Below are 25,228 nucleotides of genomic sequence, written 5' to 3' on the forward strand. Positions count from 1 at the left end.
AACAATTGATTAAAGGAGCAAAAGCAATGGAAACAACGCAAACACACCCAGAATCAACACAGCATTCTGAACCCCAAAAAGAACATCAGTGGCTGCAAAAACTCGTTGGAGAATGGACGTATGAAACTGAAGTCACAATGGGAGCCGATCAACCGACGGAAAGAGCGACGGGAACCGAAACTGTGCGTTCTCTCGGTGGACTTTGGATACTCGCTGAAGGGCAGGGCGAGATGCCGGGTTGTGGTTCTGCGACCACACTGATGACGATCGGCTATGACCCGCAGCAACACCGCTATGTGGGAACCTGGATTGGGTCAATGATGACCTATCTCTGGCAGTATGAGGGTGAACTAGATGCAGGTGAAACGACGCTCACGCTCTATTCCGATGGACCTGCCATGACAGGCGATGAGAAGCTAGCAAAATACAAAGACGCGATCGAGTTGAGAAGTGACGATCATCGTGTCATGACCTCCCAAATGTTAGGAGATGATGGGCAGTGGCATCACTTCATGACCACAAATTACTACCGGAAGCAATAAGCTAAACTTACCAGGGTGGAACTGAGTTACATTGACCGCTCAAACAATCTTCCTCAGAAATCACTGTGGGTGTTCTGAAAATGTATTAGCAAGCCCATTGCAACTAAAAAATAAAACCTCTGCGGTGAAACTTGATGAGCTTCATCGCAGAGTAAAGCACAAGCAGTAGAGCGGTTAGTTAGGCTTCATTGCCTTCAATCCAATGAATTAAAACGGGGGAATGACCTTTCAGGTGTAACAAACCGTTCCAAAGTTCAGCTAGTTTGATTTGATTGCAGTAGCAAATCGGCTCAGAAGCATCCCAATTAATTCTTATCAGAAGCGTTCCGCCTATGGCAGGAACAGGACGATACTGCTGCCCAGATGCATCTAAATTTTCTTCGAGTCCTCCTGAATCTTGTACATCTTCGATGATTGATTCCATCGAACCATCTGGAAAGGTTGTGATGGTATAGTGATGGTCATTCATTGCAACGCCACAGGAAACGTAACCAATTCCAGAGTTGTACTGCTCGAATTCATACCAAATCTGTTGAAGCAGATCGCGATCGCTAATTGATAAGATTTCAAGTGCCATTCGCCTTTCTCCATAAAGGTAGAACCTCATTGCCCTCGTGCTAGCGAGTCTGATAACGCTTGTTCTTTCAGCAAAGTTTTTAATACTTGCCATGCTTGACGGAATGCCGAATCCCGCATGAGTGATCGACTGAGGCGATCGGTTAGCTCCGCGATCGGGCGAAGTTGCCGAACTTTCAACTGTTCCAGTCCAGCTAAGTCCGTCCAAATGAAGCCAGGGATGGGATCACGATTCCAAAGAATGCCAAATTCTCGCGCACGAGTTTCTAAGTGTCGTGCGCTGAAATCGATGACTTCGGTGTAGGTGCGTTGACCCGGATCTGGATGAGCAATCCAACAGTGGAACTCCAGATCCGGAATCAAAGGATGGTGAGCATCAAAGCAGAGTGTGTACCAAGCGCCTGATTCATCTGGGTCAGGGCTGGTGAAAATCTCGAACGTTCCGGCGTAGAAGCTGTATTGAGATTTGGGATATAAGTGCCTTAATGCCAGTGTTCCAAGTAGAGCGTACCAAGCACAAGCTACTTCAGGAACAGGATGAGATCGGCAAACTGTGGTGTGAACGAGTTTATCGATCGTTGCACAATCAAACCGAGCAGTTTCGGGCATCGGACGAGCTAGAGGCATAAGGAAATTCGTCATACAGCATCTCCAAATTCAGTTGAGCCGCCAGCCACAAAATAGGTGTAACAAAGCTGAGAAACGGCTTGTATTGCCTGAAGGCTGTCTTGTACTGGAACCATATCAGGGATTAAGTCCACAGGCAGGTGAGTCATTTCGATCAGCCAATTGATCACCACACCTTTTGCAACGCGACGAGTTGCTTCATCAAGATGTGTTTGTGTTGCTTGTTCTGCATCTGCAATCATTTGATTCACAGTTCGCCAAGCTTGGATGCGGTACTGGATATAAAGGGTAGCCATCGTAATTTTCAGAAAACACCATCGTTCTTGTGCTAACAAGAAAGCGCAGCAGAAAATAAGGAGACAAATTGCTTTGCCTCCTTGGTAAGCCTCTTCAGTTGAGTCAGAATGATTTATCGCGATCGCGCTTTGCTAGTAACCGTATCGTCCTAGTCGGTCTTCCAGATAGTTTTCATACTGTCGATCGTAGTGTTGATTATCTTGCTCAAATAGTGAATCATTTCCTTGCGTCTCAAGCATTTCAACAGCCCTCCTCGGAATTGCAAAATGAAAAAGATCACCTCAGAAGAGGCAATCTTTGTGAAGCACTACCAGCCTTTATCTGGTGCAGACGGAGCTTGAGCAGATCTGCTTGATAGCACATCCAACACAGCACCATTTTGAGCGCGGAAGTTGCTTGCCCAAGCCTTGATTTGAGCAGGCGTGACATTGATGGCTTTGACATTCAGATCGTAGCCAGAAGTTTGCAGCAACTGCATAGCAACCGAATCACGTTGCTGTTTGAACTCAGGAGCGTCAGCCGGGATATGTCCTTCCAGTTGATAAGCCGCTACTCGGTAAGCAGGCGCTCGCAGGCTGAGTCCGAGATTGTAGCGAGTCGCATGATAGTGAATGTCACTGCTGTACAACGGTCTACTAAATGTCCGCTGAAATTCATCGCGAATGACACCGAAGAATGCTTCCATGAACTGAGATTCAGCCGTGCGATTGACTGTCGGAACTTGAGCGGCAGGAGCTTCTGTCACTGGAGTTTCAACAGTGTTGATCGTTTGCGCTGCATCTTCAGTCTGAGTTGTATCTCTTTCAAGAGTTGCAGCAGCGTTCGCGGTTTTCTTACTAGCCATTTTTACTCTCCTAGATAAATGAGGTCAAAATCTAAACTCATTTCTTCGCCGCTAGGCAATTAGCTGTTGAGATTAAAATCTTAATTTGCTACGCAAACTTGCTGATGATTTGTAATTCTTTAGAGTACTCGTTCTTGACTTTCAAGACTTTCAGAATGACGAGAAATTGACCCATTTACAATGTAGTAGATAGGAGGTTAAAGCATGAGCACTGGATAAAAATAGAATTTAAAATAGTATTCAACCTCAATTTCTACAGCTTTTTCAGGGTCATCTTTGATTTGTTCCTGCAAATATTTAGCAAGCCTCATCTTGCCTTCTTCGTGTTCGGGCGATTCTGGATGTCGAGGCACATTGCTGCTGCATACACGCTGATCGACAAAGTGCCGCGCGAAGCCTTCTCGCTCACGCGGAAATACACCTTGTTTGCATAATGGACATCGCAAACTTCCAAGTGGATATTTTGAGCGGAGTTCGTGGGGATCGATAACGAGCAGCGACAACTCGCTCTCAAGCTTCATCTACAGCGACAAGCATATCGGCGGGACAAGAGGTAATCAGTAGAGCATAAATACTGTATCTCATCTTTTCTCGGTTGTTATAGCCCATTGTTGAAGTTTGCATTGTTCTGGAACGATCGCGGCACGAGCAATCGGTTAGAGTGCTAATAATCAATCTCTCTTAGCAACTGTCGCATTCCGCGCTTTTATTGTAGGCTCCTTGCTTCGAGTCGTGTAGTTTGAATAGCTATAATGCCTATTCTGTCTAGGTTTAAGCAAGGTAGTATGGCACTTTCTTCACGTCCGGCGCTTTGTATCACCTTTTGGACTGGGAAACAGAGGCATGAATGAGCGACGGCCCTAGGAGCAACTCCCGCCGGAGCGCGTGACCTGGATGCGGAGAGAAGTGCAATTGCAATCGGATTGTGCCGAGTGAATTTGCAGAAATATTTGAATCGGTGAATATAGGAACGAGGAGAGAAGCCGCTGACGCAGAACGCAGCCGACGAATTCGGTAACATCTAGCGAATTGAATAGCGTCGATTCAGGCAGTATGGACTGAATGTCTTCAGACTTCTAAATCTGGCTGATCCCTAGTCCTTTCGGAGAGTAGTTCTCATCAATCAAGCGAGAAAGAACGATCGCACATTTGAGATAACCCTCTGTGATTGCTGCGACTGCAAGTAGAGATCCTCAGTTGATGGATACTTCGGGCAGCGAGGCAGCGAGATTATCTGTGAGTTGTTCATCACAGCAAGGTACTCCTATCAAGCGATCCTACTCCCATCAAATTCAGTGATCGCATATCAACTCAACCAATACGATCACAGATCGAAGCATACTCAAGCAAAAGCCGAAAGATATGATTAAAAATTAGGTCGGCTGCACAAAATTAAGCTTCTTCTGAGCAAAACAACCGCTTAACCAACTTGCGAAATTGTTTGCTGAGTTCTGCTTCCCGTAATAAAGGGTTGTAGCCATCCATGTTGGCATAAGCGATTGAGGAACTGAAAAACGTGCCAGCGTTCCCCACTAAAGAGCGGCGTAAACATTGGCACCTCTTGCAGCAAAGGATGAAGCATCTGCTTGGATTGAACGGTATGGGATGTGTGTGTGAAAATAGCAGGGTTATCTGTCAAAGCAGCATTCGGATGACAACCAATACGCCATGCAAGTTGGTTGGAGATCGCATCATAATCTAAAGCTTGTGTTGCTAGTGCATCTTCGCTTAGAAGCTGCAACCAGAGCACTTGAATTACTTTACGGGTATGGTCTTCCAAGGTGCGAGGCTGTGGTGCAGTGGATAATGCCCAAGCCATATTCGCTTCCTGTGCCGTCAGCTTCAACGGTTGTGACTGCTGGGGATGAGTCAGTACAAAGGTTTGAGCATTGATTTGCGAGAGAGTAAACGCAGGAATCCACAGATTCCAACTTTGCGCTAACAACGATCGCTGCGTTGGACTGATCGGATTTGGCGATGTCTGTGCGATCTCTTGAAAGCGTTGGAAGATACGCTGGCGATTGACCACGCGAGCTCGGTAAGTGGCTCTCCGGCTTACTTGCGACATTGACCAGTGATGGTAGCGCACCCAGCTATCGGGGACATACAAGAATTGGAATCCAATCAGCGCCGCGATCGTAAAGTACTCCCGATCCATATACACCGTTGTCTCCGGCTGCCAAGCTTGTGCGTTCATCAGTTGCAAGGCAGCACTTCGACGCAGAAGATAGGCATGGGGCGGTCGCCAGTTATCGAGTAACGTTTCCCAGAGGAAATCGTCATAGGGGCGATCAACAAAGCGCAATTGAGCAATTTGCTTTTGGTTCTCCCAAAAGCACCAGTCCCAATTGCCGTAGGCAATCTCGCACTGCGGGTGTTGCACTAGTGCCATTACTTGTTTCAGCAATTTGTCGGGTGCGAGGTCATCGTCAGCATCAAGCCACTGAATGTAGTCGCCTTGCGCGTGAGCAAGACCAAAATTTCGAGCGTGATTTGCACCTCGTTGAGGACAGTGTAAAATGTGAAATGGTCGGTTACTCTTTTGCAAAATTGTCTGAGCAATTTGAACTGTATCATCAGTAGAACCATTATCCACTAGAATAATTTCCAGATTGGGATAGGTTTGATTGAGACAACTTTGAAGACACTGTTGAAGCCTAGATATTGCGTTGTAGGCAGGAATAATAATGGAGACGAGCGGCTCAAGTGATCCGAGTGGGATCTCAAGCTCTAGTAGTGGTGAAGGCTTCTGGTTTGTTGGTTTCGAGTGCAGGGAAAAGCTAGCAGTAATTTTCAAATTGTAGTTAACATCAAGTCCACGTCGATGGAGGGCATTCTGAATTGCCTGATGAGTTGATTGGATAACCTCAACCTGATTATTTGTGACATTGTGAGTATGACGGCGGTAGAAGTAAAGAGGCTTCGGTAGGTGATGGATCTCTGTAACTTCGGAGAGCTTGAGACAGAGATCATAGTCTTCGGCACACGCGATCGTGGTGTCAATGCCACCTACTTGGTCGTAGCAGGATCGACGAATCAATCGAAAGTGGAAGACCATCAAATCGAGCAGCAAACGGTCTTTCGAGTAAGGAATCCGGCAGAGACGACCTAGACCACGGTCGTTGCCCTCTGCATCAATAATTAAATGATTTGTATACACCAATCCGACTTGCGGCTGGGAATCCAGAATAGCAACAGTCTCTGCAAGAGCTGTGGGAGCCAGTAAGTCATCACTATCGACCCAGCCGAAATAGGGAGCAGTGGTGGCTGAGATCGCTGCTTTGACAGATTTAGGGAAGCCTTGATTGTGGGGAGACTGCATGACATGAATGCGATCGTCCATCTGGGCATAGGTATGGGCAATTTCTAGGGAGCGATCCGTGGAGCCATCGTCCCAGATGAGCAGCTCAAAGTGCGGGTAAGTCTGGGCGAGAATACTGTCGAGGGTTTTGGGGAGATAGAAATCGCGGTTGTAGACCGTGGTGATCAGTGAGATTGGCGTAGGCATCGAAAAGTACGAAAACGATCGACATTGCTAAGATGCCCATTTTTACACTTCAGTACTTAGCAAAACGTTGTAAGCACTGCACTCTAATCAGTAGGGTAAGTGTCGGGATATAAGGAGTTGCTCATCAGTTCGCTTCACGCTCTTTTTTGCATAGCAGCATGAACATTTCCACTGGCATCAGTATCAGTCTATGCTTTACAAAAGCTTTTTCATTTGAAGACTGATTGCGATCTTAATTAAGATATGCATGAGGCTTAAACTTAGTATCTATGATTAGGTGCGTAAGAGTTCCCATTCCTGGTTAAGTTAATAACAGACCAAGACGAAAATTTAAAGAGCAGGATCTTAACTATTTTTTAAGTAAATATCCTTAGTTCATCTTGGTGAGCGAGTGTCTGAAATGACATCTTAAACGAGAAATACCTCGCTATAGGCTGTCTTGCTATGCAACTGGGAACGTCACTTGCTTCAGCTACTTCGTTAACTTTCGCTTCAGGAAGTCAAGCGATTGGAGATTCAGTCAGTGCGTCTGCACCTTTGGATCAGTATCGATTTTCTCTGAATGCTCCCAGCACTCTCCGAGCTTCTCTGAATAGCACAAGTCAGTCCGTAGTTGCAACGATTACGCTCGTTCATGACAAGAACTTGAATCAAATCGTTGATGCAAACGAAGTTCTTACAAGCCAGAGCACCTCTTTGGTAGCAGCAGAACTACAAGTACAAACACTTGATGCAGGCACATACTATCTGATTGTCAGTGCAGCAAACCCTTCTCAGTCGCTTGACTACACGTTACAAGCAGCAAGCACTCCTGAAGTTGATACGGATATTTTGTGGCGTGACCCGGTAACTCAAGAACTAGGTTACTGGCGCTTTGATGGGACAACATTCATTGGCACTCAAAGGCTTCAGTATGGTTTTTCAACATCCTGGCTCACAGGTTGGGAGATTATCGGAATTGGTGACTTTAATGGCGATCGCTTAGATGATCTAGCTTGGCGAAGTTCATATTCAGGTGAAGTTGGAGTTTGGCTAATGGGGCGCGAAGCTTCAGGGCAGCGCTTGCTGGCAGGAGGTGGAGTCTTTGCGGGAATGACAGTCACTTCTGATTGGCAACTCAGTGGTATTGGTGACCTTGATGGAGATGGCAAAGCAGATTGGATCTGGCGAAATCCATCACAAGGAGGTGTTGGATACTGGCTCATTGATGGAGATAAAGTTCGCCAAACTGGAAGTTTCAATGGAACGATTGGGGCAGAGTGGGTACTTGAAGGTGTAGGCGATTTTGATGGCGATCGCAAAACAGATTTATTCTGGCGAAATCGCAATACGCTGCAAACTGCAACCTGGTTGATGAACGGTTTTACAATCACGACAGGAACAGTTTTGCAACAGCAGATGGCGCTGAACCTACGGGTAGAGGGCTTTGGTGATTTTAGTGGGGACGGTAAGACTGACATTTTACTCCGCGATACCAGTTCAGGAAACGTCTCAGCCTGGTTAGTAAATAACAATCAGATCCAGCAATCATCGCTTTTACTGAGTAACAATTCCATAATCAATGTGCCTGGAAATTGGCAAGTTGTCGGAATTGACGATTTTACGAGCGATCGTAAAGCTGACATCATTTGGCGAAACTCTACAACAGGTGAAGTGGCAATTTGGGCGATCGACGGACTGCGAATCACTCAGACAGAACTTCTGACAGATCCAAGCTTACGCAATTTGAATTGGAAAGTGATCGGAACGACGACGCGCCCCGTAATGGCTGACCTTCCGCCTGTAGAAACAACTCCACCCGTTGTACAACTCTCATTGGAGAGCGATACAGGAGTTTTAGGAGATCGCATTACTCGCTTAACGACGATCGTCGGTCGAATTACTGATCAAAGTGGATTAGCAGAAGTTACCGCAAGCCTCAACAATCTGTCATTTATCAACATTCTCAGTTGGATTGATGCGAATGGAACAATTCGGCTGGATCGATCGCGTCTCGAAACAATTTTAGGGAGTGTACTGACAGATCGAAGCTATCAATTAGTGATTAGAGCGAAAGATCGTTTTGGCAATTGGACGAATACATCCAGCAATCCATTGAGTTGGACGCTGGATACAACTGCTCCTACTGTGAGTTTAGATTTATCAGATAGTTCAGATACGGGACGGAGCACGACGGATAACCTTACCCGCAATCGTACACTTCAGTTTCAAGGTACAGTTGGTGCAGGAGCGCAAGTTCAATTGTGGTTGAACGATCTGCAGCTCAACCCAACGATTACCAATGGAACATGGCAGATTACAACTCCAACTCTCACAGGTAATACCTACCAAGTCAAAGCTGTAGCAACTGATATTGCAGGAAATACACAAGAAGTTGTTTTATCACCTGGGCTTGTGATTGATACAGTCGCTCCAACTGCACCTACAGGTCTTCAAATTGTTGCGAATTCGTCTGGAGCAGCAAATCGTCGCACGATCGCCGGAAACGCTGAAGCAAATACAATAATTCTCCTTTATGCAAACGGCAACCTTGTTGGAGAAACGCTCACGGCTACTGATGGCAAATGGCAAGTAGAAACAAGTGCTTTACCTGATAGTGATTATATCCTAATTGCAAAAGCGATCGATGCCGCAGGTAATGAGAGTAGTTTATCGACATCTCTAACCTTCACAATCGCGTCTCAACTTTCAGCACCTGGAAATATTCGCTTGACTTCTCAGAGTGATTCTGGCTTGAGCAATGCGGACAACATTACCAAGTTAAACAAGCCGAGTGTGACCGGGACGGCATTAGCAGGCACAACTGTCAAACTGTATCAAAACAATCAACTGTTAGGGCAAGCGATCGCTGATAGTTCTGGGACTTGGACGATCACGCCGACAACAGCTTTACCTTCTGGAACTCACACACTTCGAGCAACAGCAAGTAGTGGATCTTTAGAAAGTGCATCAACTGCTTTCAATCTGACGATTGATGCAGTTCAGCCTGCTGTGAAGCTCCAGCAATTTAACAATGGACAATTAGCAACGATGGTTGATGGGGCAATCCTGACTGCTAATAGTCGATTTGTTGGCTCGATTGATGGAACAGGTTCAAATTTTGCTCGGTTGGCTTATCAATTGGGTAATCAGAGTGAAGTAGTGATTAACGTAGCTGAAGATGGATTGTTCAATCAGATGATCGATCTGGGTAGCATTGTGCCTGGAACAACGACGCTGCAAGTGACGGCAACTGATGCTGCTGGAAACGAGTATAGCAAAACTTACGCCGTTAACATCAGTCAGGGTGCTATCGTTGCAGAACCGCCAAAATTGATAATTAACCTTATTCAAGATACAGGCAGAAGTGCAAGCGATGGCTGGACAACTGCACCAGGGATTTCAGGCTTTGTCACTCAAAGCGGCTTCAACGTTCTTGAGGCACAGATTATTCAGAGTACATCAGCTTCAAGTACGCCTCTCTTCTCTGGGTTTGTGAACATCTCATCGAGCTTCAATCAAAATAGTACGTTTATGCTTGATGAGCAACAACTTGCAGGCTTGCTGAATACAACAACATTGGATGATGGAAATTATACAGTTCAACTGCGCGCCTTTGCAGGTGAAGTGAAGCTTGAACAGTCTTTCTTCTTTAACCTAGATCGTACAACTCCCGTCACAGAGGTTTCAAATCTGATTGATGGCATTGGTTGGGAGCGGGGGACGTTTTTTGAAGGGACGATCGAAGATTTGAGCGATAATGTCCAGTTTGAGTATTGGTTTGAGAATGCGGAAGGGGTTGGAATTGGGGGCGGAGGATCTAGCCTGATTGAGGGCGGGGGATTCCAGCAAACGCCGCCTGAATTTGGGATCGACAACGAATTTCTAGAAGACGAAACGGCTTACAATCTTGTGATTCTCAGTACTGATCTGGCTGGAAACCAGCATCGTAGCCGATTTGAGTTCTTCCTTTTGGGCGATCGTACAGTTGTCGATGATGATACTTGGAACAAGTCTGATCCAGAGCGTGATAATCCTCCCCCGTCTGACCCAAATACACCTCCTGGCAATATTGGACCCGATGGAGAACTTGGAAGTCGAGGGGCTTTCACTATCGGAGCTAGCTGGACGAGTTCAGAATATCAAAGCTCAGGTTGGTATCATCGTCAAAGTGATCTCGGAGGTGGAGGAACGAATCCACCGACACTGATTGGGCAAGGTTATGAGTATGAGTATCGCGAGAGCGTCTATGAGATGACGAAAGCGGCCGTCGATCGCATTAGTACTCATCCTCAAACGGTTGCGAAGAAGGCAGCGTTGGACAATCGCATTGAGATTCTCAATCAGATTGCTCAACGGATTGAGAATCTGATCAATGCAGATGGAGACTTTAAGAACGATCGTGCGTTTATCAATTTGCTTGCCCCCGTGATGGAAGGGCTATTTGTCGATGCTTATGATCCAAGTGCTGAGAAGGCAGGTGTGTGGGAGAATTATGTGCCGATTGGTGGACTGTGGTTAGCGAGCGATTTGGTGAAGGATACTCGTTCGGTTCGAGTGCAGGTTTTTCAAGCAACGCTACTGTCTGTGGTGACGGAAGTATTGAAAGACCGTCCGATGGTAGCAAGTTCACCTGAGCATCAGAAATTAGTGGATGCGGTACTGGAGCTAGGCGCGACTTATGCATGGTTGAATCCTGATGATGAAGTGAATGTACCCGTTGAGGATCAGGATTTTGCGTTTCTCAATCAGCTATGGCGATTGCAGGTTCCGAATGGGCAGGGATGGTTTGCGGATAGCGGGACAATCAAGCAGACACTTCAAACGAGCGTGGGAGCATTAGGTCGATTGCTCAACGGGGTAAACGATCCAGTCAAGGCAATTCAGTTCATCGATCATCTGATTCAATCGTCATCTAACATTATTAAATTTAAAGATGATCTTAAAGATGGTGAAATTGCACAAAACTTAGCAAAGCTTGGTTTTGAGTATGCACGCTGGAATCCTACTAATTCTGGAGACAATGTAGTTCAATCTAGTGAATTCTTTTTGCGCGAATTGTGGCAGACAGGTGATACAAAAGCTGCAAGATCAAAACTAAATGAATTTTTCTCTGATTTAGAAACTCGCCCCATACGCTTGCAAGCTTTAGAGCTTGCAAGTCGGCTGCTGAAAGCGCTCAAAAATGTTCCAGCATTAGAGCCACAACTTCAGAATGCTGAGTTCATGAGAGCACAGTTCGCATTCGTAAGCAGTTTCGTTGGCAGTACATCACCTACCAATAGTAATGAGCACCCCAAGCATTTTCTTTCTGATCTGTGGGCTGCGAGAACAAATGCAGAGATCCAAAGCGCTGCTCGAAAGCTACAGACAACTTTAGTTACTCAAAAGCCAGATATTCTTGATGATAGGGCATTAAGTACAATTAGGGTCTACAGCAGCTATGAGATGGCGCGAAATGCCTTGTCAGCGCCAGTCTTGGCAAATGCTATGGGCGCACAAGGAGGTGGAGGTCAACCAACTTCAGTCCAAAATGAGGTTGAAATTCCCCTTTCAAGCTACTTCAAACGTTATGAAGTTCGATATGAGCTAGAAGCCGATGGAGTTAGCTATAAGATTATCATCTCTGACTTAACAACAAAGACTGAAGAAACTTATCGAAATGTCGTTTCGACTCCTGGCGCTGATTTTTGGATGCTCAACACACCTGACAATCGTCATGGTCAAACAATAATTCGTCGTGGTGATGGCAGCCTTGATATCTTTGACGCTAATGAGCCAGTAGCTCTTCGACGAGGAGATTCTGTGTTTGTCTCGCCAATTTCTACAGCGGAGGCAAATTTTCTCAAACAAGAACTTACAGCACTACGTAAGCTAGGAAATAATCTTTATGAACGTTGGAAAGACGTAGCAGACTTCATTAGTGGAGCAGTTTATCAATATCTTTATGATGTTCATCCTGGTCCTTGGTTCGAGTTAATGAACCTCATTGATCCTCTTGGGTTTTCGTTTCGAGACAATCTTGTTCAAGGTGTTGAGCAAGGTGTCCTACCAGATAGCATTTGGTTCAAGATAGGTCGAATTATAGGGTCTGGAGCAGCGATTATACAAGGAATAAGGGAGATCCAAAGTGGTACGAAAACTATTACTGGGGGCGGAGCCGCAGTAGCTACCGGAGGAGGGGCAGTTATTGGGACGGGACTGGTATTAACAGGGGCAGCTCAGATTGCTCATGGTTTGGGAACTACTGTAAGTGGTACAAGAAGTCTAGTAGACAACGCTAGTAATGTTTTCAATCAAATTCAATCAGGCGATGCATTTTCCATAACTGAGAAGCCAGGGAGAGGTGGTGGAGATCTATCAGCACAAGAGAAAGAAGAACTAACACAGTTCAACAAGCAAATTAAGGATTTTGACAACAAAATTGATCAGGCTGAGAGTGTTGGAGACATTGCAAAAGCGAACGAATTGCGTTATGAACGCTATCTGCATCGGAAAGAGTATGAAGCTACTCATGGAGGAAATGGCAAAGTGCTATCGCATGAAGAGTGGCTTGTTGTAAAGAACAGGTTAAACGAAGCCAGTTTGCGAGGTATTCAAGACGAAGCTTCTGTAATTGACGATCTGGGACTAGTTAACAACAATAAGTTGCCATCGGAGCGGAGAACTACATTTATCAAAAAGGTCAAAACTGAAACAGGCGATCTGATTTCAGACGGAGCAACAATCCCGGATAGCGTAACAGACAAAGCCTGGATAGATGTAAAGTCGATCGAAACTAGCAATATTAGAAAGGGAGTAGTTGAAACTCTTTATGATTCGCCTCAGTTTCGACTTCAAAGAGAGGGGGCGAGACAGCAAGGCAAAGGCTCAGTGGTAATTATGACTGGCGGTTCTCAAACTCTTTTGAGACCTAGTGAGCCACTGGCTAGACAGTCAACAGCAGTCCTTCACTTTAATCGTACCGAAGGCAAGTGGTTTGGCTGGGATCGATCTGCTGGTCGTGATGGCGCTTGGAGAAGCCTCAAACTGGACGAAGTTCTCGGTATCGTGGGTAACCCAATTCAATAAAGGGATATAGATGTAATATAGATTGACACATTTTTACTGAAAACTTTTGACAAGCTAGGAGCAGTATGCTGAGCAAGATTGCTATTGACCTCTTTACTCTTAAATCTTTCTCTCAAGCAGAAAAAATTCGCTCACACCTGGATTTATTAACATCTTCCAATTTTGCTCCAACTCATTGGGGGGTGAACGAGCGCCCTAACTCCAGACGAAAGTATTCTACAGAAGAAGTATTATTTTCTATTGATGAAAATAATACTTTTGATGGTATGTGTTTATACCGAAAATCCTCTCCGTCTTACACCATCTTTTATTCTTCCGGTTCTGATACACCTTTAATTCCAAATGCCCTTCATTGCTCCTTTGAAAAAGGGGTCACATCGCTAGACCCAATTAATCTCAAGAGCATTTTTTCACTTGGAAGTCTCTTAGCTGCTGAGCTAGAAGTTGTTTATGGGTATATATGGTTGTATTGGAACGAGAATGAGGCCTGGAAACAATACATGCCGCAAAGTCTTATAAATTCGTTCGAGTTGGCAAAGTATGGACCAAACCCTGTTCAAGCTAGAACATGGTTTGGATCGTACCTAACTCAGTTAATTGGGAAAGATGTCTTCTCTCAGTGTGGAGTACTCATGCGGGACACCTCTTGGGGAGGACTTGAGTTGGATTTAGTTCCAGAGCCATGGAATTCTTCTCTAGAAGAAGTGCTTGCACAGCAAAAAAAAGCTATGTCAACTTTATCTAAGACTGGTATATTTGGTGACTATCAAAAGTTTGCCGATTATGCACCAGGAGAATCTTGGTCTCCCTTCTTCGGGGTTCCTCCGCATACACAAAATTGAGATGAGAATATATTAAGGAGATTCCTCTATTCTTTAATCACGAATTTCTTAACAAAGCGCTGCATTTTGTGGGATTGTCAAAGGCATTACTGTGATTACTGTCGCGTTCCACGGTATTTGACCTCGATCCCGCGCAATTTGACCGAGATTGCGAAAGCTTGAAATGCTGATCTAGCAGTAATTTGAGCGATGTAGTATGGATAATTGTTGCAGTTCCAAGCAATTTGACCGCTTGTGGAGATGAAATGTAAATCCAACCGAGAGTAAAACCCCTGTGTTCAGTAACGTTTCGCGAATCAGATTGAGATGAAACGACACAAGCTAATTGACCACTTGTGTCCTACAATTTCCGCCAGCGAACAAATTGCCTATGGACATGACTTCAAACTCCAACCCGAAAGATTTGGAATCAAGGCGAATCGAGCAATTGTCATTGCTACTGCCCGACGCAGCGGCTGAAGAAAACTGCGAGATGAATGAAATCGCGGATGTCTCGATCGAGGTACAACAGCGAATCGAAGTGATTCAGCAAGTGATGGCAGTGCAGGATACTGAACGATATGCCAAAGTAAGGAATTGCTGGATTGAGCCGACAATCGCGCTCGCATCAAGGAGCAAGCAAACATGGTGAAGACTGACAAACTTTTATCGTTAAAACTTATCGGGAGGGCAATCGCGGGGGTCGTCGCATGACCCCCGCGCAGGTAGCGCTGCGAGTTCGTGCCCGTGCCCAGGAATTAGGGGTCGAGAAGTATCCTAGCCGCACAACGGTCTATCGAATGCTTCAACCGAAAATCGAGAAACAGCAATCGAAGAGATCGTTGGGTTGGCGAGGAGATCGCCTAATGATTACGACTCGCGAGGGTATTGAACTTCAGATCGAATGGAGCAACCAAGTGTGGCAGTGCGACCACACGAAAATCGATGTTTTAGTGGTGGATCAAGCTGGAGAAGTGTTAGGGCAACCGTGGTTAACGATCGTAATCGACACCTATTCGCGCTGCATTATGGGCTTGTAGCTTGGCTTTGATGCGCCCAGCGCCCAAGTCGTTGGCTTAGCTCTACGTCACGCGATTCTGCCAAAACAGTACTCAGTCGCCTATGAACTACAGCAGGTATGGGACACCTACGGCTTACCCCAATATTAGAATTGTTGGGGAATAACTTTACCTCAAAGTCAAACTCTGACAATTTCAGCTTTCTGTTATCAAATCAAGCAGCTTTCAAGTAGAAATTCCATAATCCAGCAGCCGTCAGCATCAAATGGTCATCAAAATCCTTGATCCGATTGCGATAAATGGCACTGACCGCTCCATAACGCTTGATGCCTGCGAAAGCGTTCTCACAAACGACTCGCGACTGACTCAAACTGCGATTTTCTTGCTTCTGTTGCTCGCTTAGCTTGCCCCCTCTCAGTTTTTTGTGTGGAATGCGAATGTTCGTATACTCAGACTGCAAGCCTTGAAAGCCGAGATCAACTTCAATGGGAATCTTGTCGGGAATGTGAAACGCAATCTCTTCTTCGGTTTCAAAGCGTTTGTCGTGAAGCTTTCCCTCACGGGCATGGCTCAGCACTAACACTCGCTTGGATTGATCTACTACCGCTAGGTGCTTGCGAGTATGACGGCGCTTTTTGCCAGAGTAGTTCTGCGTCTGAGCTTCTGAATTCTGCGGACGTTGAATTGGGCGCTCTGTCCCATCAATCATCACCCGCTCGACTCCTGGAAACATTTCCAGAAATGCTTCAATACTCCGCAGCTTGCGCTCTGGTAACACCATCTCATGTCCTAAAGCTGCCTCAAGCACAGGCTGTAATTCGTGCATCCATTCATGCGTCTGTGAACGGTCAAGGTCAAACAAAAAACCTGCTAAATCAAACGTCGGATAGCATTTGAAGTAAAACAGGATGTAGAACAATTTCGCTTCGATACTTTGTAATCTTGCTTTGCGCCCGCCGCCTCTGGCTCGTTTTCGCACAGGCTTTGCCGCAATTCGACTGGCTTCATACGCTTGCTCAAAACTCGGCAGCAAGGCATCAAAGGCGTTTCGATTCAGACCGGTTAATGCTCGCAGAAGGCGATCCTGGTTCAGTGCACGTTCCAGGTTAAGCATCTGGCGGCATACTGTTGGTCTTGTCTATTATTACCTATTTCCCAACAAGTCTATTTGTACACCGATAACGGAAAGGACTTTAGATCGCAGCACATTGAGCAAGTGGCAACCGAACTCGGCATTGTTTTATGTCTGCATTGGCAACCAGCAGACGGTGGCATTGTGGAACGACCATTCGGCACATTTAATCGCGAATTCTTCAACACATTACCTGAATACGTCAGCAGTAATGTGATTGAGCGATCGCCCCAAGCTGAAACCGATGCTTGTCTCACCTTATTGCAATTGGAACGATTACTGGTTCGCTATGTTGTGGACAACTACAACCAACGAATTGATGCCCGGAAGGGGAATCAGAAAATTGGACATTCAATTTCTCCAAATTCAGTCAAGAAGCTGCAAAAATGGAGGCAATGTATCTTGCCTCCAGCAGATGTCATTGATTTCAAGATTAGTCGAATTAAAAATGCTTGCAATTGAGTTGAAAGAGCTGTGAGTAGTGTTCCACAAGGTCAGCTTGCTTCAGATGGATTTTGTCCTTCTTCGGCATTAGTATCCATAGCGTCCGAGCCGTTCTTCAAGATAGATCTCGTATTGTCGATCGTATTCATCATCGTCTTGCTCAACAGATAGTTGTTGTTCTAACATATGATTCATCTCAGTTTCTCAAAGTAAAAACTGATCGCCCCGAAATGAGGCGATCTTTATTGAGCGCTACCAGCCTTCAGAAGGAGCAGATCCTTGAATAGTCTTCGCCGATAGTACATCTAACACTGCGCCATTTTGAGCACGGAAGTTGCCTGACCATGCTTTGATTTGGGCAGATGTAATGTTGATTGCTTTGACGTTGGGATCGTAACCAGAAGCCTGCATCAACTGAACGGCAATTAAATCGCGTTGCTGCTTGAACTCTGGCGTTCCGGATGGAATGCGACCTTCGAGTTGATAAGTTGCAACCCGATAGGCAGAAGCTCGCAAACTCAGACCCAGATTGTAGCGAGTGGCGTGATAGTGAATGTCACTACTGTACAGAGGCCGACCGAATGTCTTTTGGAACTCATCACGAATGATGCCGAAGAATGCTTCCATGAACTGAGATTCAGCCGTACGATCGATCGTCGAAACTTGAGCAACAGGAGTTTCTGTCACTGGAGTTGCAATTGTATCAACCGTAGGCGTGGGTTCCTCAATTACTTGAGCCGTCTCTCTTTCAAGGGTTGTTGCTGTATTACTGGTACTCTTCTTACTCGCCATTGTTGATCTCCTAGAATAGATGAATGAGTCAGAATCTAAACTCATCGTTTTGCCGCTAGGCAGTTGTTTGCTGAATTTGAAATCCTAATTTTCTTTACAGTTTTGCCGCTAGGCGCGGTTCATAATTTGATTTGTAGATTGCCTCATTCTTTACAATCCGCCTAAGCAGTTTGTGCCAACCTGTTGTCCAATCGGCTTATGGGTGAGTTAATCACGCCATACAGTTAATTCACCAATTTTTCAGAATTCTGAGGCTCATTCTGTCGTACAGTAACCATTGATCGCTCACTCTCTACAGTAAAGCCATGCTCCAGATTGATTCATCTGCCCTACAAGCTCGCAATCGATTACTCGTGATGTTTGTGCTAACGTGCATTCTAGATATTGCCTTGGTGATCCTGGCGCGAGACCGATGGGCATTTGGTCGCATCGCATTTACTCTCATTGTGATGTACTTTGTCTTGCAAGGGCGCACTTGGGCAAAATGGCTTCTCATTGGAATTTGTAGTTTGCTGTTTGTGCTGCTCATCGCAATGGTTGTGGCGCTGAATGCAAAACTCTCTATCGCTTTAACGTTTGGAAGTTTGCTGCTGTCTGGTCTTAGCGCAATGATTGTGATCTATGTGCTTAGGAGCCAAGATTTAAGCCGCTATTTCGCTTATAAAAGGCAGTCTCATCGCTTGAATTAGTTTGACAGCCTGCAATTTCCTCAAAGAGGAATTACCAAGCAACTGCACTAGGACGCAGACTATCACTAGAACGCAATTGAGCAATCAACTTACAAGGCATTGAGATCATCGCTACACCTTTGAGGGAAAGTAGGCTTACATGCATCGAGAACGATCGCGACGTTTAAAAAATTACTGATTGGCTCATTCAGACAATCTATGTGTTCATTAAAGTGGAAAGTTGTTCGTTGCACTCTTTGATGCTGATCAGCTTGCTTTGTCAGAGTGTATTTCAAAAAGATTAAGTTTCTCAGGAGTATTGCATTATTTCAGTAACCTCATCACTATGCTCTAAAAAATGTAGTACGATAACCAGAATCATTGGGCTTCATTTTTTTCTTCAGATCGAGGTTTCGCGATGTCTCACAACTCAGCAAACCGTTCAAAGAAAGATTCTTCCGCAGATTCAACAGCGATTAGTCATGATGAAATCGTTGATCAACTCTTGTTCAGCGATAGCATTGATGAGCTTCTGGCAAGTGGAGAACTACAAGTTGATGACTTGCCTATAGATGAACCTATCATCTCTGATGAATCACTCGCATTTTTCAAAACTTATGCAGCAGAGATGGATGAGCGAATCGCTCGTGGAGAAATCACGCCGATCATCGCTGATGACTTCTAGCTCATCTTGCAGTAAGTCATATCACGAATTCGTCTAGCTCACTATTGTTGCTGAGTTAGAGGCGATCTCAATTTTTGAGCATCATTTTCCTCTTTGCGAGGTTGCAATGACTCTAAGCTTTATTCAATACGATGCGAAATTACTTCGTCCCGTTGAAACGGCAGCGAAAGAAGTCAATCATACGCTGCTAGAGCATCTGATCGAAGTTGAACGAAAACGAGCCGGCGAATGGAATACCCGCTATGTCACAGCGCAAATCTATGAAGGTGTAACGGCAGCAGATTTAAGAGCGTTTCGTGAGCTAGAACTGCAACTCATTCTCGCAAATGGTAAATGGGCGTATTTTACCGACAGACAGACGGCCGTTCTCGTTCAGCGTCAAGTCGCTCGATCAAGTGACGCGATCGCATATGGGAGCTTATTTCTCTCTCACGCGAATGCGTCTACTGTTCAATCTGAAGCCAGAATCTTAGTGTTAGATGATACTGCAACGATCGAGACAACGATCGCTCAACTTCCTCAAATTCGCCAAGCATTAGGAAATAACTTTAGTGAAACAGAACTACGAGAGATTCATCAAAAATTAGGTGACTGCTACAGCTTAGTTTCTTCTAGTCTTGCTCATGCAGTTGCTGATTCATCGGGTCAAAAGCAAGTCAAAGATCCAAATCGTTCTCCGTTCCAGTTTCGAGCAGGATCACCAGAAATTCCGGGGGTAATTAAAGGAACCTGCCGAGTGAGTGAGTGGTGCGATCGCTTACAAATCGATGCAATTCTGTCGCTTTCATCATTCAAGGCAACTCAACGATCGAATGGAGAAAAGCCACAGCTTGTCGGTGTGCAACTTGTTCCTAATTTCTTCTTTGCAAACAAAACCTATGCTGCGACCACTCAACAAAAGCGAGGGTTACAACCTGCTTTAGTCACTCCCGAAGCCACACAGCAAGAAGTGTTGCCGAAGCTTGTTGAAAAAGCGATCTCCGTTGCTCAAATTCAAGCAAACTCGAAAGACGCAACCGATTATTATTTAGCTGTTGCTGAACGAAACCGTAACGAATCTGATGAAGAAGTAGAGGTAGAGGAAGAAAGTGTAGAAGAACTCTACATCGATCCAATCTACGAAATTCTCAAAGCTGATTCATTCGAGCAAATGCAAGGACATCCGAAAGTAATGGATGCGATCGCGAAAGTTCTGCATCATGAGTGGATGAATGCAGTTACAGTAGGGATTTACACACCTTCTGCGATCGCTCAACCTCACGCTGAACTTCAATCCTGGGAATGTTGCTTTCGAGAATTGCCGCATGGTGCATTAGTGTCACTGTATCGCTCTCCGTTGGGCAACATTGCTGGAATCGGCACCTTTATCAATAACACAGAGCAACTTAGAGAAACGGATGCAGAAGCCTTTCGACAGCAAGGCGTGATTTATCTCAATCCTTGGTCTGCTGCAAATGTTTTGATCACAGATTTTGATGGAGATCGTAACGCAATCGTTCCAGGCTATGCAGCAATTTCACCTGGAGCAACGGTTTACAGTCTACAAGAACAACTTCAAGAGATTTCTGATCCTCGAAGTGCCTATGAAGCAGCACAAGCGCTTTTTATCACCGCGATTCAAGACGCAACCATTTTTGCTCCAACTGAATTCCCTGTTTTTGTTGCGGAAGTCTTGGATAAAAATCGACCAGAGGTGCGCCCAATCGCAGTCAGCAAAGAACTGAAGATTGAACGTCAAGGCACGATCGAAGAGTGCGCCATTCATGCAGCAAACAATCCGACAGGTATTGTTGCTAATCTAGGCATGAAAATCGATTCGCTGTACTGGGATATTGCTTATCTCACCCCAGAACAACGCCCTGCTTATCTTCAGCAAATTTGTTCGCACTATGCCAAAGTTTTAGAACGTGCAGCAATTCCTCAGCCTGAAGACTATGAGACAGTGCTATCAAGTGGAGATTTACAGTTTCACGAGCGTCTTCAGCAAATTGTAAATGAGGGTCACCAGTTCTTTCAACTTCCAGAACAAGCCCGAACAGAAGCTGCTGAGCTCGTGCTTCAGCAAGTCCAAACGTTACTGTGGGACGTGAAAGCAATTATTGCAATGAATCTGCAACGTGCCGTAGACTCACCGAAAAGTGCGCGAGAAGTTGCATGGCAACTTCACACCTTTGCTGCCACGCTTGGAAAATACAAGGATAATGCGTTATTAAACCATCGCAAGGATACAGATTTATATCAATCCCTCAAGCCAGGAGAAACACCTGAATCAGTTCGTATCTTACCGACTAGCACAGTCGATCCGGTTGCCCAGATTGCTCAAAGCGTGAATCAGCATTACCGAGAAGTCGTGCTAACTCCTCGCAGTCGCGATGTTTTCTTACCTTTATTTCCAAGCCGTGAGCAAGGTGGATTTAGTGAAGCGCAAGCAGAAATAGCGCGATCGTGGATTGATGACTACAATGCCACGATTCAAAGGGCTGCTATCGCACAAGAGCGGGCAAAAATAGAAGTGGGTCCCAGTCTTGTAATTCAATCGATCAGTGGTCGCCAGCTTCGAGTGGTGAACCTCACCAGTTGCGATCGCGAGGGAAATTCCTCAATTTGGCAGGCGGCACGTCAAGGTACTGCCTTAGCGTTTCAGGTTGGACTCAATCCAGATTGGCGCACGAAAACACAGTTTCCCTATGCTATTTTCTTCAACTCCTCTCAGCCTGCTGGCTTCATCAGCCTAGAAACCGTCCACCTCAATCAATCCTGGCTACAACACGCCACTGCTAAAAAACCAATTAACATCGCGACTGAGCGGATTAAGGAGTTTAATTTTGAACCGCACATGACGATCGCGCAAGCCAAAGCAGCAATTACTGAAGCAGCGCAGAAAATTGCTAGACAAGCTGAATTATTAGTAGAGTGCGACCGAACTTCAATGGCAGCTGCACTCTGGCATCAGGGTGGACAGCATCTAGTCATTCAAGCTTTTCATCCAGAATTATGTCAGCAGCTCCGGTCATTGCACCTTCAGACAATGACCGTTGTTGGACTGCAACACCCAACCAATCTGCATCGAGGACAAACCTTTTCAAGGGAACCATGCGCGATCTCAGTCGCCGTTGAAACCAATTCAGAAAGTCCGATCGCAGGGCGAACAGTTTTAAAAGTTGAAGGAAAAACGCTGGCTCCTTTCTCAACCGATAGTTATCAACTGCCGATTGGAACTCAGGGTGAAGCGCGGATCGTGCCGGAAGTTCCAGCGATTGTCAAAGCAATTTTGCCGAATGGAACACCGATTAAAATTAATCAAGTTCAAGCACATCATTTTGCAAATCAAGTTTGGAGTAATGAAACCGTTGAACTTGGCATGAAACGCCGAGAACGCGAGGGGAGCAAATGGTCTGATCTTGTTCTAAACATGCGCGACTCGGCTGGACACTTGCAAGATTTAGGCATTGTCAGTACTGCAAAAGACCGCCAAGCTGTGGAAGCTGCGTTTCGGCAAGTGTCTCCCGTTCTGAAGCGGGAAACGACGATCGGGGCAATGCTCACCTCAGACATTGCTCGACTTGCCACCGTTCATCTAATTCCCGAAAGCTTGCAGCTACCTAACGCGAACTCGCTGCAAGTCCGGGCTGAGTATAGCAATCCTCAAGGAATTCAAAAGCAAGCTTACGCGATCATGACCAAAAATTTAAACTTAGGAGCGCGATCTATCTTACTATCAGAGATTGAAGCACAAATCGGGCAGCCACTGAACTATGCGCGATCTCATCCCAACCAAGAATTTCTTGTCACTCGAATTCACAGCGGACTCGGAGGCTACCATGACCGTGAAATTGCTGCGTTGTGGTCAGAAAAACTAATTCCAGAGAATGGGCGATTGCCTCAGTCATTTATTGAAGCTATTCAAGCAAGCCATCCAGATGCAGAACCTTTGAGTGAAAAAACTATCTCAGGCTATTGTCCAAGCCGAGGCGAACTTTTTCAGTGGTATCAGGCATATCAACTTCGCGCGCAAACGCACCCCCATGATCCTCAAAAGCTAAAACAAGACCAAGAAGGGATGGCACACGTTGAGGCAATTCGACTTCGACAAAAAACAGAAGGACTGGCACAGATTCAGGGGCAAATCCTAGATGTATCCAACAATGATTTTCGGAATCCAGCAGTCGTTCTATCTGCTGAAGAATACCAACGGATGCAAAAAGCAATTCTATATTTTCGCCAAGCTTCGCCAGCCCATACCCAAGCCTCTAGAATTTGCCATAGCCCATCCTTTATAAATCCAATCATACTGAGACATTGAATCCACTTCTAAGGCATAATTCAAGGCAAGAATTCAGGAGTCGATTATGTCTCGTGACGAGGAACGGGAAACAAGAATCACGATGGAAATTGTCGTCGATGCCTATGGACCTGAAGAACAGGCAATGGGCTGGTATTACTATTTGCAAGACACGATGCAGTTTCCCTTTACGGCGACCTGTGTGAGCAAACGCCGCATCTCTCCGCTCAAAGAAGGCAAATCGGTAGAAGTGGTGGGGATGGCTCCGGAAGACGAATGTGAGCAAGAGATGTTCGTTGAAATCGAATGGGATGGCGATACGTTGGCAGTTCCCCTGATTCAGCTAGAAGCGATCGATGCCGAGGAAGAAACACAGCAAGCCATCGCCGACTGGCATTACTGGGTGAATCAAGGCTACGAATTCGGTTAAGCAGGGCGATTGGGAGCAGAATCAGAATGAATCGTAACCGACCAGGAAAATCGATTTCAGGCTTTGGACAGCGGGTGCAACCGGATCAGCAGCACTTTACTCGAAAGCTCAAATCAAAGGCAGCACAGGGAGTGCACGGCTATCAGATTGCGACGATCGCTGACTACGAACCGAATCCCGATCTTGCTGCAAAAGTTGCAGTAGGCATTGTGCAAAAACTGCATCATCCTAATCCGTTCGACGGAAACTTTGAACCTGAATTTGATAGACTTGCTCAGTAGTACTTGCGTTCAGAGTGGGAGTATCGATTCGTGGCAAAGTCCTCTTCGTTAGTGCCAGAAGGTTATCCTCAACTCTTGAACGATCTGAAGGAACGCATTCGGACAGCTCAAGTTCGTGCTGCAGTTGCGGTCAATCGCGAGTTAGTTCTTCTATATTGGCAAATTGGGCGGATGATTCTTGATCGTCAAGCACAAGCTGGATGGGGTGCAAAAGTTATTGACCAACTCTCAAAAGATTTGCGACGAGAATTTCCAGAAATTAAAGGCTTTTCGAGCCGGAATCTCAAATATATGCGAACCTTTGCAGAAACTTACCCAGATTCATCAATTGTGCAAGAGGTGCTTGCACAAATTACCTGGTATCACAATCTTGCATTGCTCGAAAAGCTGAAAACAACAGAAGACCGTCTTTGGTACGCGCAGCAAACGATCGCAAATGGCTGGAGTCGGAATATTTTGGTGATTCAAATCGAAACTCGGTTGCGCGATCGACAAGGCAAAGCTATGACCAACTTTGAGCGGACTTTACCGAAGCCTCAGTCGGATCTCGCAAATAGCTTGCTGAAAAGTCCCTATTCTTTTGATTTTCTTTCGCTCGGTCGAGAAGCACAGGAGCGGGATTTAGAAAATGCGCTGGTCGCTCACATTCGAGATTTTTTGTTAGAGCTAGGGGTAGGATTCGCCTTCGTGGGCAGCCAGTATCATCTGCAAGTCGGCAATGAGGATTACTATGTCGATCTGGTTTTCTATCATCTCAAGCTGCGCTGCTTTGTCATCATTGACTTGAAGATGATTGAGTTCACGCCAGAAATGAGCGGTAAGATGAACTTCTATTTAGCAGTCGTTGATGATTTGCTGCGACATCCTGACGATCAACCGACAATCGGGTTAATTTTATGTAAGTCGAAGAACCAAACAATTGTGGAATATGCGCTGCGAAGTATCAATCGACCGATTGGAGTTTCGACACATGAGATTTGGAATAGTTTGCCAGAGCAATTTAAGCAGAGTTTACCTTCGATTGAACAACTTGAATTAGAAATGGATGCCGCGATCGAAGACGATCTCACCTAAAGTCGAAGGTTGAGCTTTCTATCCTAACCGCTATCAGAAGTCAGCAGACTAATCAAGTAAACAGTCAGAGAAATTTCAAAGCAGGATGTTACAGCCATCTTCTGCTCAATTCAACTGCGCGATCGCACTCTTCTACTTCTGGTGTTTCGACATGGA

Annotated in this window: 20 protein-coding genes; 12 read left to right on the forward strand and 8 right to left on the reverse strand. The window is 45.6% G+C overall.

Annotated elements, in window-relative coordinates; translation table 11 throughout:
* The first annotated feature begins 26 nt into the window (after positions 1-26).
* Positions 27-542, forward strand: a complete 516-nt coding sequence (locus OU814_RS29590; RefSeq protein ID WP_268243068.1) for a DUF1579 domain-containing protein — start codon at positions 27-29, stop codon at positions 540-542.
* Between the two features lie 178 nt (positions 543-720).
* Here OU814_RS29590 and OU814_RS29595 read toward each other — a convergent pair whose 3' ends face one another.
* The 6 genes from OU814_RS29595 to OU814_RS29620 form a co-directional block, all read right to left on the reverse strand.
* Complete coding sequence (locus OU814_RS29595; RefSeq protein ID WP_268243069.1) at positions 721-1,119, reverse strand: hypothetical protein; 399 nt, start codon at positions 1,117-1,119, stop codon at positions 721-723.
* Between the two features lie 26 nt (positions 1,120-1,145).
* Positions 1,146-1,760, reverse strand: a complete 615-nt coding sequence (locus OU814_RS29600; RefSeq protein ID WP_268243070.1) for a hypothetical protein — start codon at positions 1,758-1,760, stop codon at positions 1,146-1,148.
* The gene (locus OU814_RS29605) at positions 1,757-2,041 is read right to left on the reverse strand and encodes a hypothetical protein (RefSeq protein WP_268243071.1); all 285 of its coding nucleotides are present in this window, start codon (positions 2,039-2,041) and stop codon (positions 1,757-1,759) included. The genes OU814_RS29600 and OU814_RS29605 overlap by 4 nt, the downstream gene beginning before the upstream one ends.
* Positions 2,042-2,349: 308 nt before the next feature.
* The gene (locus OU814_RS29610; RefSeq protein ID WP_268243072.1) at positions 2,350-2,886 is read right to left on the reverse strand and encodes a hypothetical protein; all 537 of its coding nucleotides are present in this window, start codon (positions 2,884-2,886) and stop codon (positions 2,350-2,352) included.
* A gap of 197 nt (positions 2,887-3,083) precedes the next feature.
* Positions 3,084-3,407, reverse strand: a complete 324-nt coding sequence (locus OU814_RS29615; protein WP_268243073.1) for a competence protein CoiA family protein — start codon at positions 3,405-3,407, stop codon at positions 3,084-3,086.
* A gap of 899 nt (positions 3,408-4,306) precedes the next feature.
* Complete coding sequence (locus tag OU814_RS29620; RefSeq protein ID WP_268243074.1) at positions 4,307-6,394, reverse strand: glycosyltransferase family 2 protein; 2,088 nt, start codon at positions 6,392-6,394, stop codon at positions 4,307-4,309.
* Between the two features lie 444 nt (positions 6,395-6,838).
* Here OU814_RS29620 and OU814_RS29625 point away from each other — a divergent pair, with 444 nt between their 5' ends.
* From OU814_RS29625 to OU814_RS29640, 4 genes are all read left to right on the forward strand, one after another.
* Positions 6,839-13,444 (forward strand): Ig-like domain-containing protein, encoded by a 6,606-nt coding sequence (locus OU814_RS29625; RefSeq protein ID WP_268243075.1) that lies wholly within the window; start codon positions 6,839-6,841, stop codon positions 13,442-13,444.
* A 65-nt stretch (positions 13,445-13,509) separates the two neighbouring features.
* Positions 13,510-14,286 (forward strand): hypothetical protein, encoded by a 777-nt coding sequence (locus OU814_RS29630; RefSeq protein ID WP_268243076.1) that lies wholly within the window; start codon positions 13,510-13,512, stop codon positions 14,284-14,286.
* A 376-nt stretch (positions 14,287-14,662) separates the two neighbouring features.
* Positions 14,663-14,917: a hypothetical protein gene (locus OU814_RS29635; RefSeq protein ID WP_268243077.1), complete on the forward strand. Its 255-nt coding sequence runs from the start codon at positions 14,663-14,665 to the stop codon at positions 14,915-14,917.
* A gap of 58 nt (positions 14,918-14,975) precedes the next feature.
* A complete protein-coding gene (locus tag OU814_RS29640; protein WP_268243078.1) occupies positions 14,976-15,305 on the forward strand; it encodes a hypothetical protein in 330 nt (109 codons plus the stop codon).
* A gap of 193 nt (positions 15,306-15,498) precedes the next feature.
* Here the strand turns inward: OU814_RS29640 and OU814_RS29645 are convergent, their stop codons facing one another.
* Positions 15,499-16,398 carry a transposase gene (locus OU814_RS29645; protein WP_268243079.1) on the reverse strand — a complete coding sequence of 300 codons (900 nt, stop codon included), beginning with the start codon at positions 16,396-16,398 and terminating at the stop codon, positions 15,499-15,501.
* Positions 16,399-16,500: 102 nt separating this feature from the next.
* Between OU814_RS29645 and OU814_RS29650 the strand changes: the two genes are divergently transcribed.
* A complete protein-coding gene (locus tag OU814_RS29650; RefSeq protein WP_268243080.1) occupies positions 16,501-16,878 on the forward strand; it encodes a hypothetical protein in 378 nt (125 codons plus the stop codon).
* 234 nt (positions 16,879-17,112) lie between these two features.
* Here OU814_RS29650 and OU814_RS29655 read toward each other — a convergent pair whose 3' ends face one another.
* Positions 17,113-17,652, reverse strand: coding sequence for a hypothetical protein (locus OU814_RS29655; protein WP_268243081.1), 540 nt, complete (start codon positions 17,650-17,652; stop codon positions 17,113-17,115).
* A gap of 305 nt (positions 17,653-17,957) precedes the next feature.
* Between OU814_RS29655 and OU814_RS29660 the strand changes: the two genes are divergently transcribed.
* The 6 genes from OU814_RS29660 (at position 17,958) to OU814_RS29685 (ending at position 25,072) form a co-directional block, all read left to right on the forward strand.
* On the forward strand, positions 17,958-18,341 hold the full coding sequence (locus OU814_RS29660; RefSeq protein WP_268243082.1) for a hypothetical protein: 384 nt from the start codon (positions 17,958-17,960) through the stop codon (positions 18,339-18,341).
* Between the two features lie 397 nt (positions 18,342-18,738).
* Positions 18,739-19,005 carry a hypothetical protein gene (locus OU814_RS29665; protein ID WP_268243083.1) on the forward strand — a complete coding sequence of 89 codons (267 nt, stop codon included), beginning with the start codon at positions 18,739-18,741 and terminating at the stop codon, positions 19,003-19,005.
* A gap of 106 nt (positions 19,006-19,111) precedes the next feature.
* Positions 19,112-23,308, forward strand: a complete 4,197-nt coding sequence (locus OU814_RS29670) for an A1S_2505 family phage non-structural protein (RefSeq protein WP_268243084.1) — start codon at positions 19,112-19,114, stop codon at positions 23,306-23,308.
* A 46-nt stretch (positions 23,309-23,354) separates the two neighbouring features.
* Positions 23,355-23,717 (forward strand): calcium-binding protein, encoded by a 363-nt coding sequence (locus OU814_RS29675; protein WP_026149088.1) that lies wholly within the window; start codon positions 23,355-23,357, stop codon positions 23,715-23,717.
* A gap of 26 nt (positions 23,718-23,743) precedes the next feature.
* A complete protein-coding gene (locus OU814_RS29680) occupies positions 23,744-23,998 on the forward strand; it encodes a hypothetical protein (protein ID WP_268243085.1) in 255 nt (84 codons plus the stop codon).
* A gap of 30 nt (positions 23,999-24,028) precedes the next feature.
* Complete coding sequence (locus OU814_RS29685) at positions 24,029-25,072, forward strand: PDDEXK nuclease domain-containing protein (RefSeq protein WP_268243086.1); 1,044 nt, start codon at positions 24,029-24,031, stop codon at positions 25,070-25,072.
* The last annotated feature ends 156 nt before the right edge of the window (positions 25,073-25,228 follow it).

The sequence above is a fragment of the Leptolyngbya sp. GGD genome, assembly GCF_026735145.1.
In the GTDB taxonomy this organism is placed as follows: Bacteria; Cyanobacteriota; Cyanobacteriia; order Leptolyngbyales; family Leptolyngbyaceae; genus Leptolyngbya; species Leptolyngbya boryana.

Excerpts from the sequence above, each read along its gene's own strand:
- OU814_RS29630 (WP_268243076.1), top strand. The coding sequence starts at position 13,510 with ATGCTGAGCAAGATTGCTATTGACCTCTTTACTCTTAAATCTTTCTCT.
- OU814_RS29680 (WP_268243085.1), top strand. The coding sequence starts at position 23,744 with ATGAATCGTAACCGACCAGGAAAATCGATTTCAGGCTTTGGACAGCGG.
- OU814_RS29600 (WP_268243070.1), bottom strand. The coding sequence starts at position 1,760 with ATGACGAATTTCCTTATGCCTCTAGCTCGTCCGATGCCCGAAACTGCT.
- OU814_RS29605 (WP_268243071.1), bottom strand. The coding sequence starts at position 2,041 with ATGGCTACCCTTTATATCCAGTACCGCATCCAAGCTTGGCGAACTGTG.
- OU814_RS29675 (WP_026149088.1), top strand. The coding sequence starts at position 23,355 with ATGTCTCGTGACGAGGAACGGGAAACAAGAATCACGATGGAAATTGTC.
- OU814_RS29640 (WP_268243078.1), top strand. The coding sequence starts at position 14,976 with ATGACCCCCGCGCAGGTAGCGCTGCGAGTTCGTGCCCGTGCCCAGGAA.
- OU814_RS29665 (WP_268243083.1), top strand. The coding sequence starts at position 18,739 with ATGTCTCACAACTCAGCAAACCGTTCAAAGAAAGATTCTTCCGCAGAT.
- OU814_RS29595 (WP_268243069.1), bottom strand. The coding sequence starts at position 1,119 with ATGGCACTTGAAATCTTATCAATTAGCGATCGCGATCTGCTTCAACAG.
- OU814_RS29590 (WP_268243068.1), top strand. The coding sequence starts at position 27 with ATGGAAACAACGCAAACACACCCAGAATCAACACAGCATTCTGAACCC.
- OU814_RS29645 (WP_268243079.1), bottom strand. The coding sequence starts at position 16,398 with ATGCTTAACCTGGAACGTGCACTGAACCAGGATCGCCTTCTGCGAGCA.
- OU814_RS29660 (WP_268243082.1), top strand. The coding sequence starts at position 17,958 with ATGCTCCAGATTGATTCATCTGCCCTACAAGCTCGCAATCGATTACTC.
- OU814_RS29635 (WP_268243077.1), top strand. The coding sequence starts at position 14,663 with ATGACTTCAAACTCCAACCCGAAAGATTTGGAATCAAGGCGAATCGAG.
- OU814_RS29625 (WP_268243075.1), top strand. The coding sequence starts at position 6,839 with ATGCAACTGGGAACGTCACTTGCTTCAGCTACTTCGTTAACTTTCGCT.
- OU814_RS29620 (WP_268243074.1), bottom strand. The coding sequence starts at position 6,394 with ATGCCTACGCCAATCTCACTGATCACCACGGTCTACAACCGCGATTTC.
- OU814_RS29655 (WP_268243081.1), bottom strand. The coding sequence starts at position 17,652 with ATGGCGAGTAAGAAGAGTACCAGTAATACAGCAACAACCCTTGAAAGA.
- OU814_RS29615 (WP_268243073.1), bottom strand. The coding sequence starts at position 3,407 with ATGAAGCTTGAGAGCGAGTTGTCGCTGCTCGTTATCGATCCCCACGAA.
- OU814_RS29670 (WP_268243084.1), top strand. The coding sequence starts at position 19,112 with ATGACTCTAAGCTTTATTCAATACGATGCGAAATTACTTCGTCCCGTT.
- OU814_RS29610 (WP_268243072.1), bottom strand. The coding sequence starts at position 2,886 with ATGGCTAGTAAGAAAACCGCGAACGCTGCTGCAACTCTTGAAAGAGAT.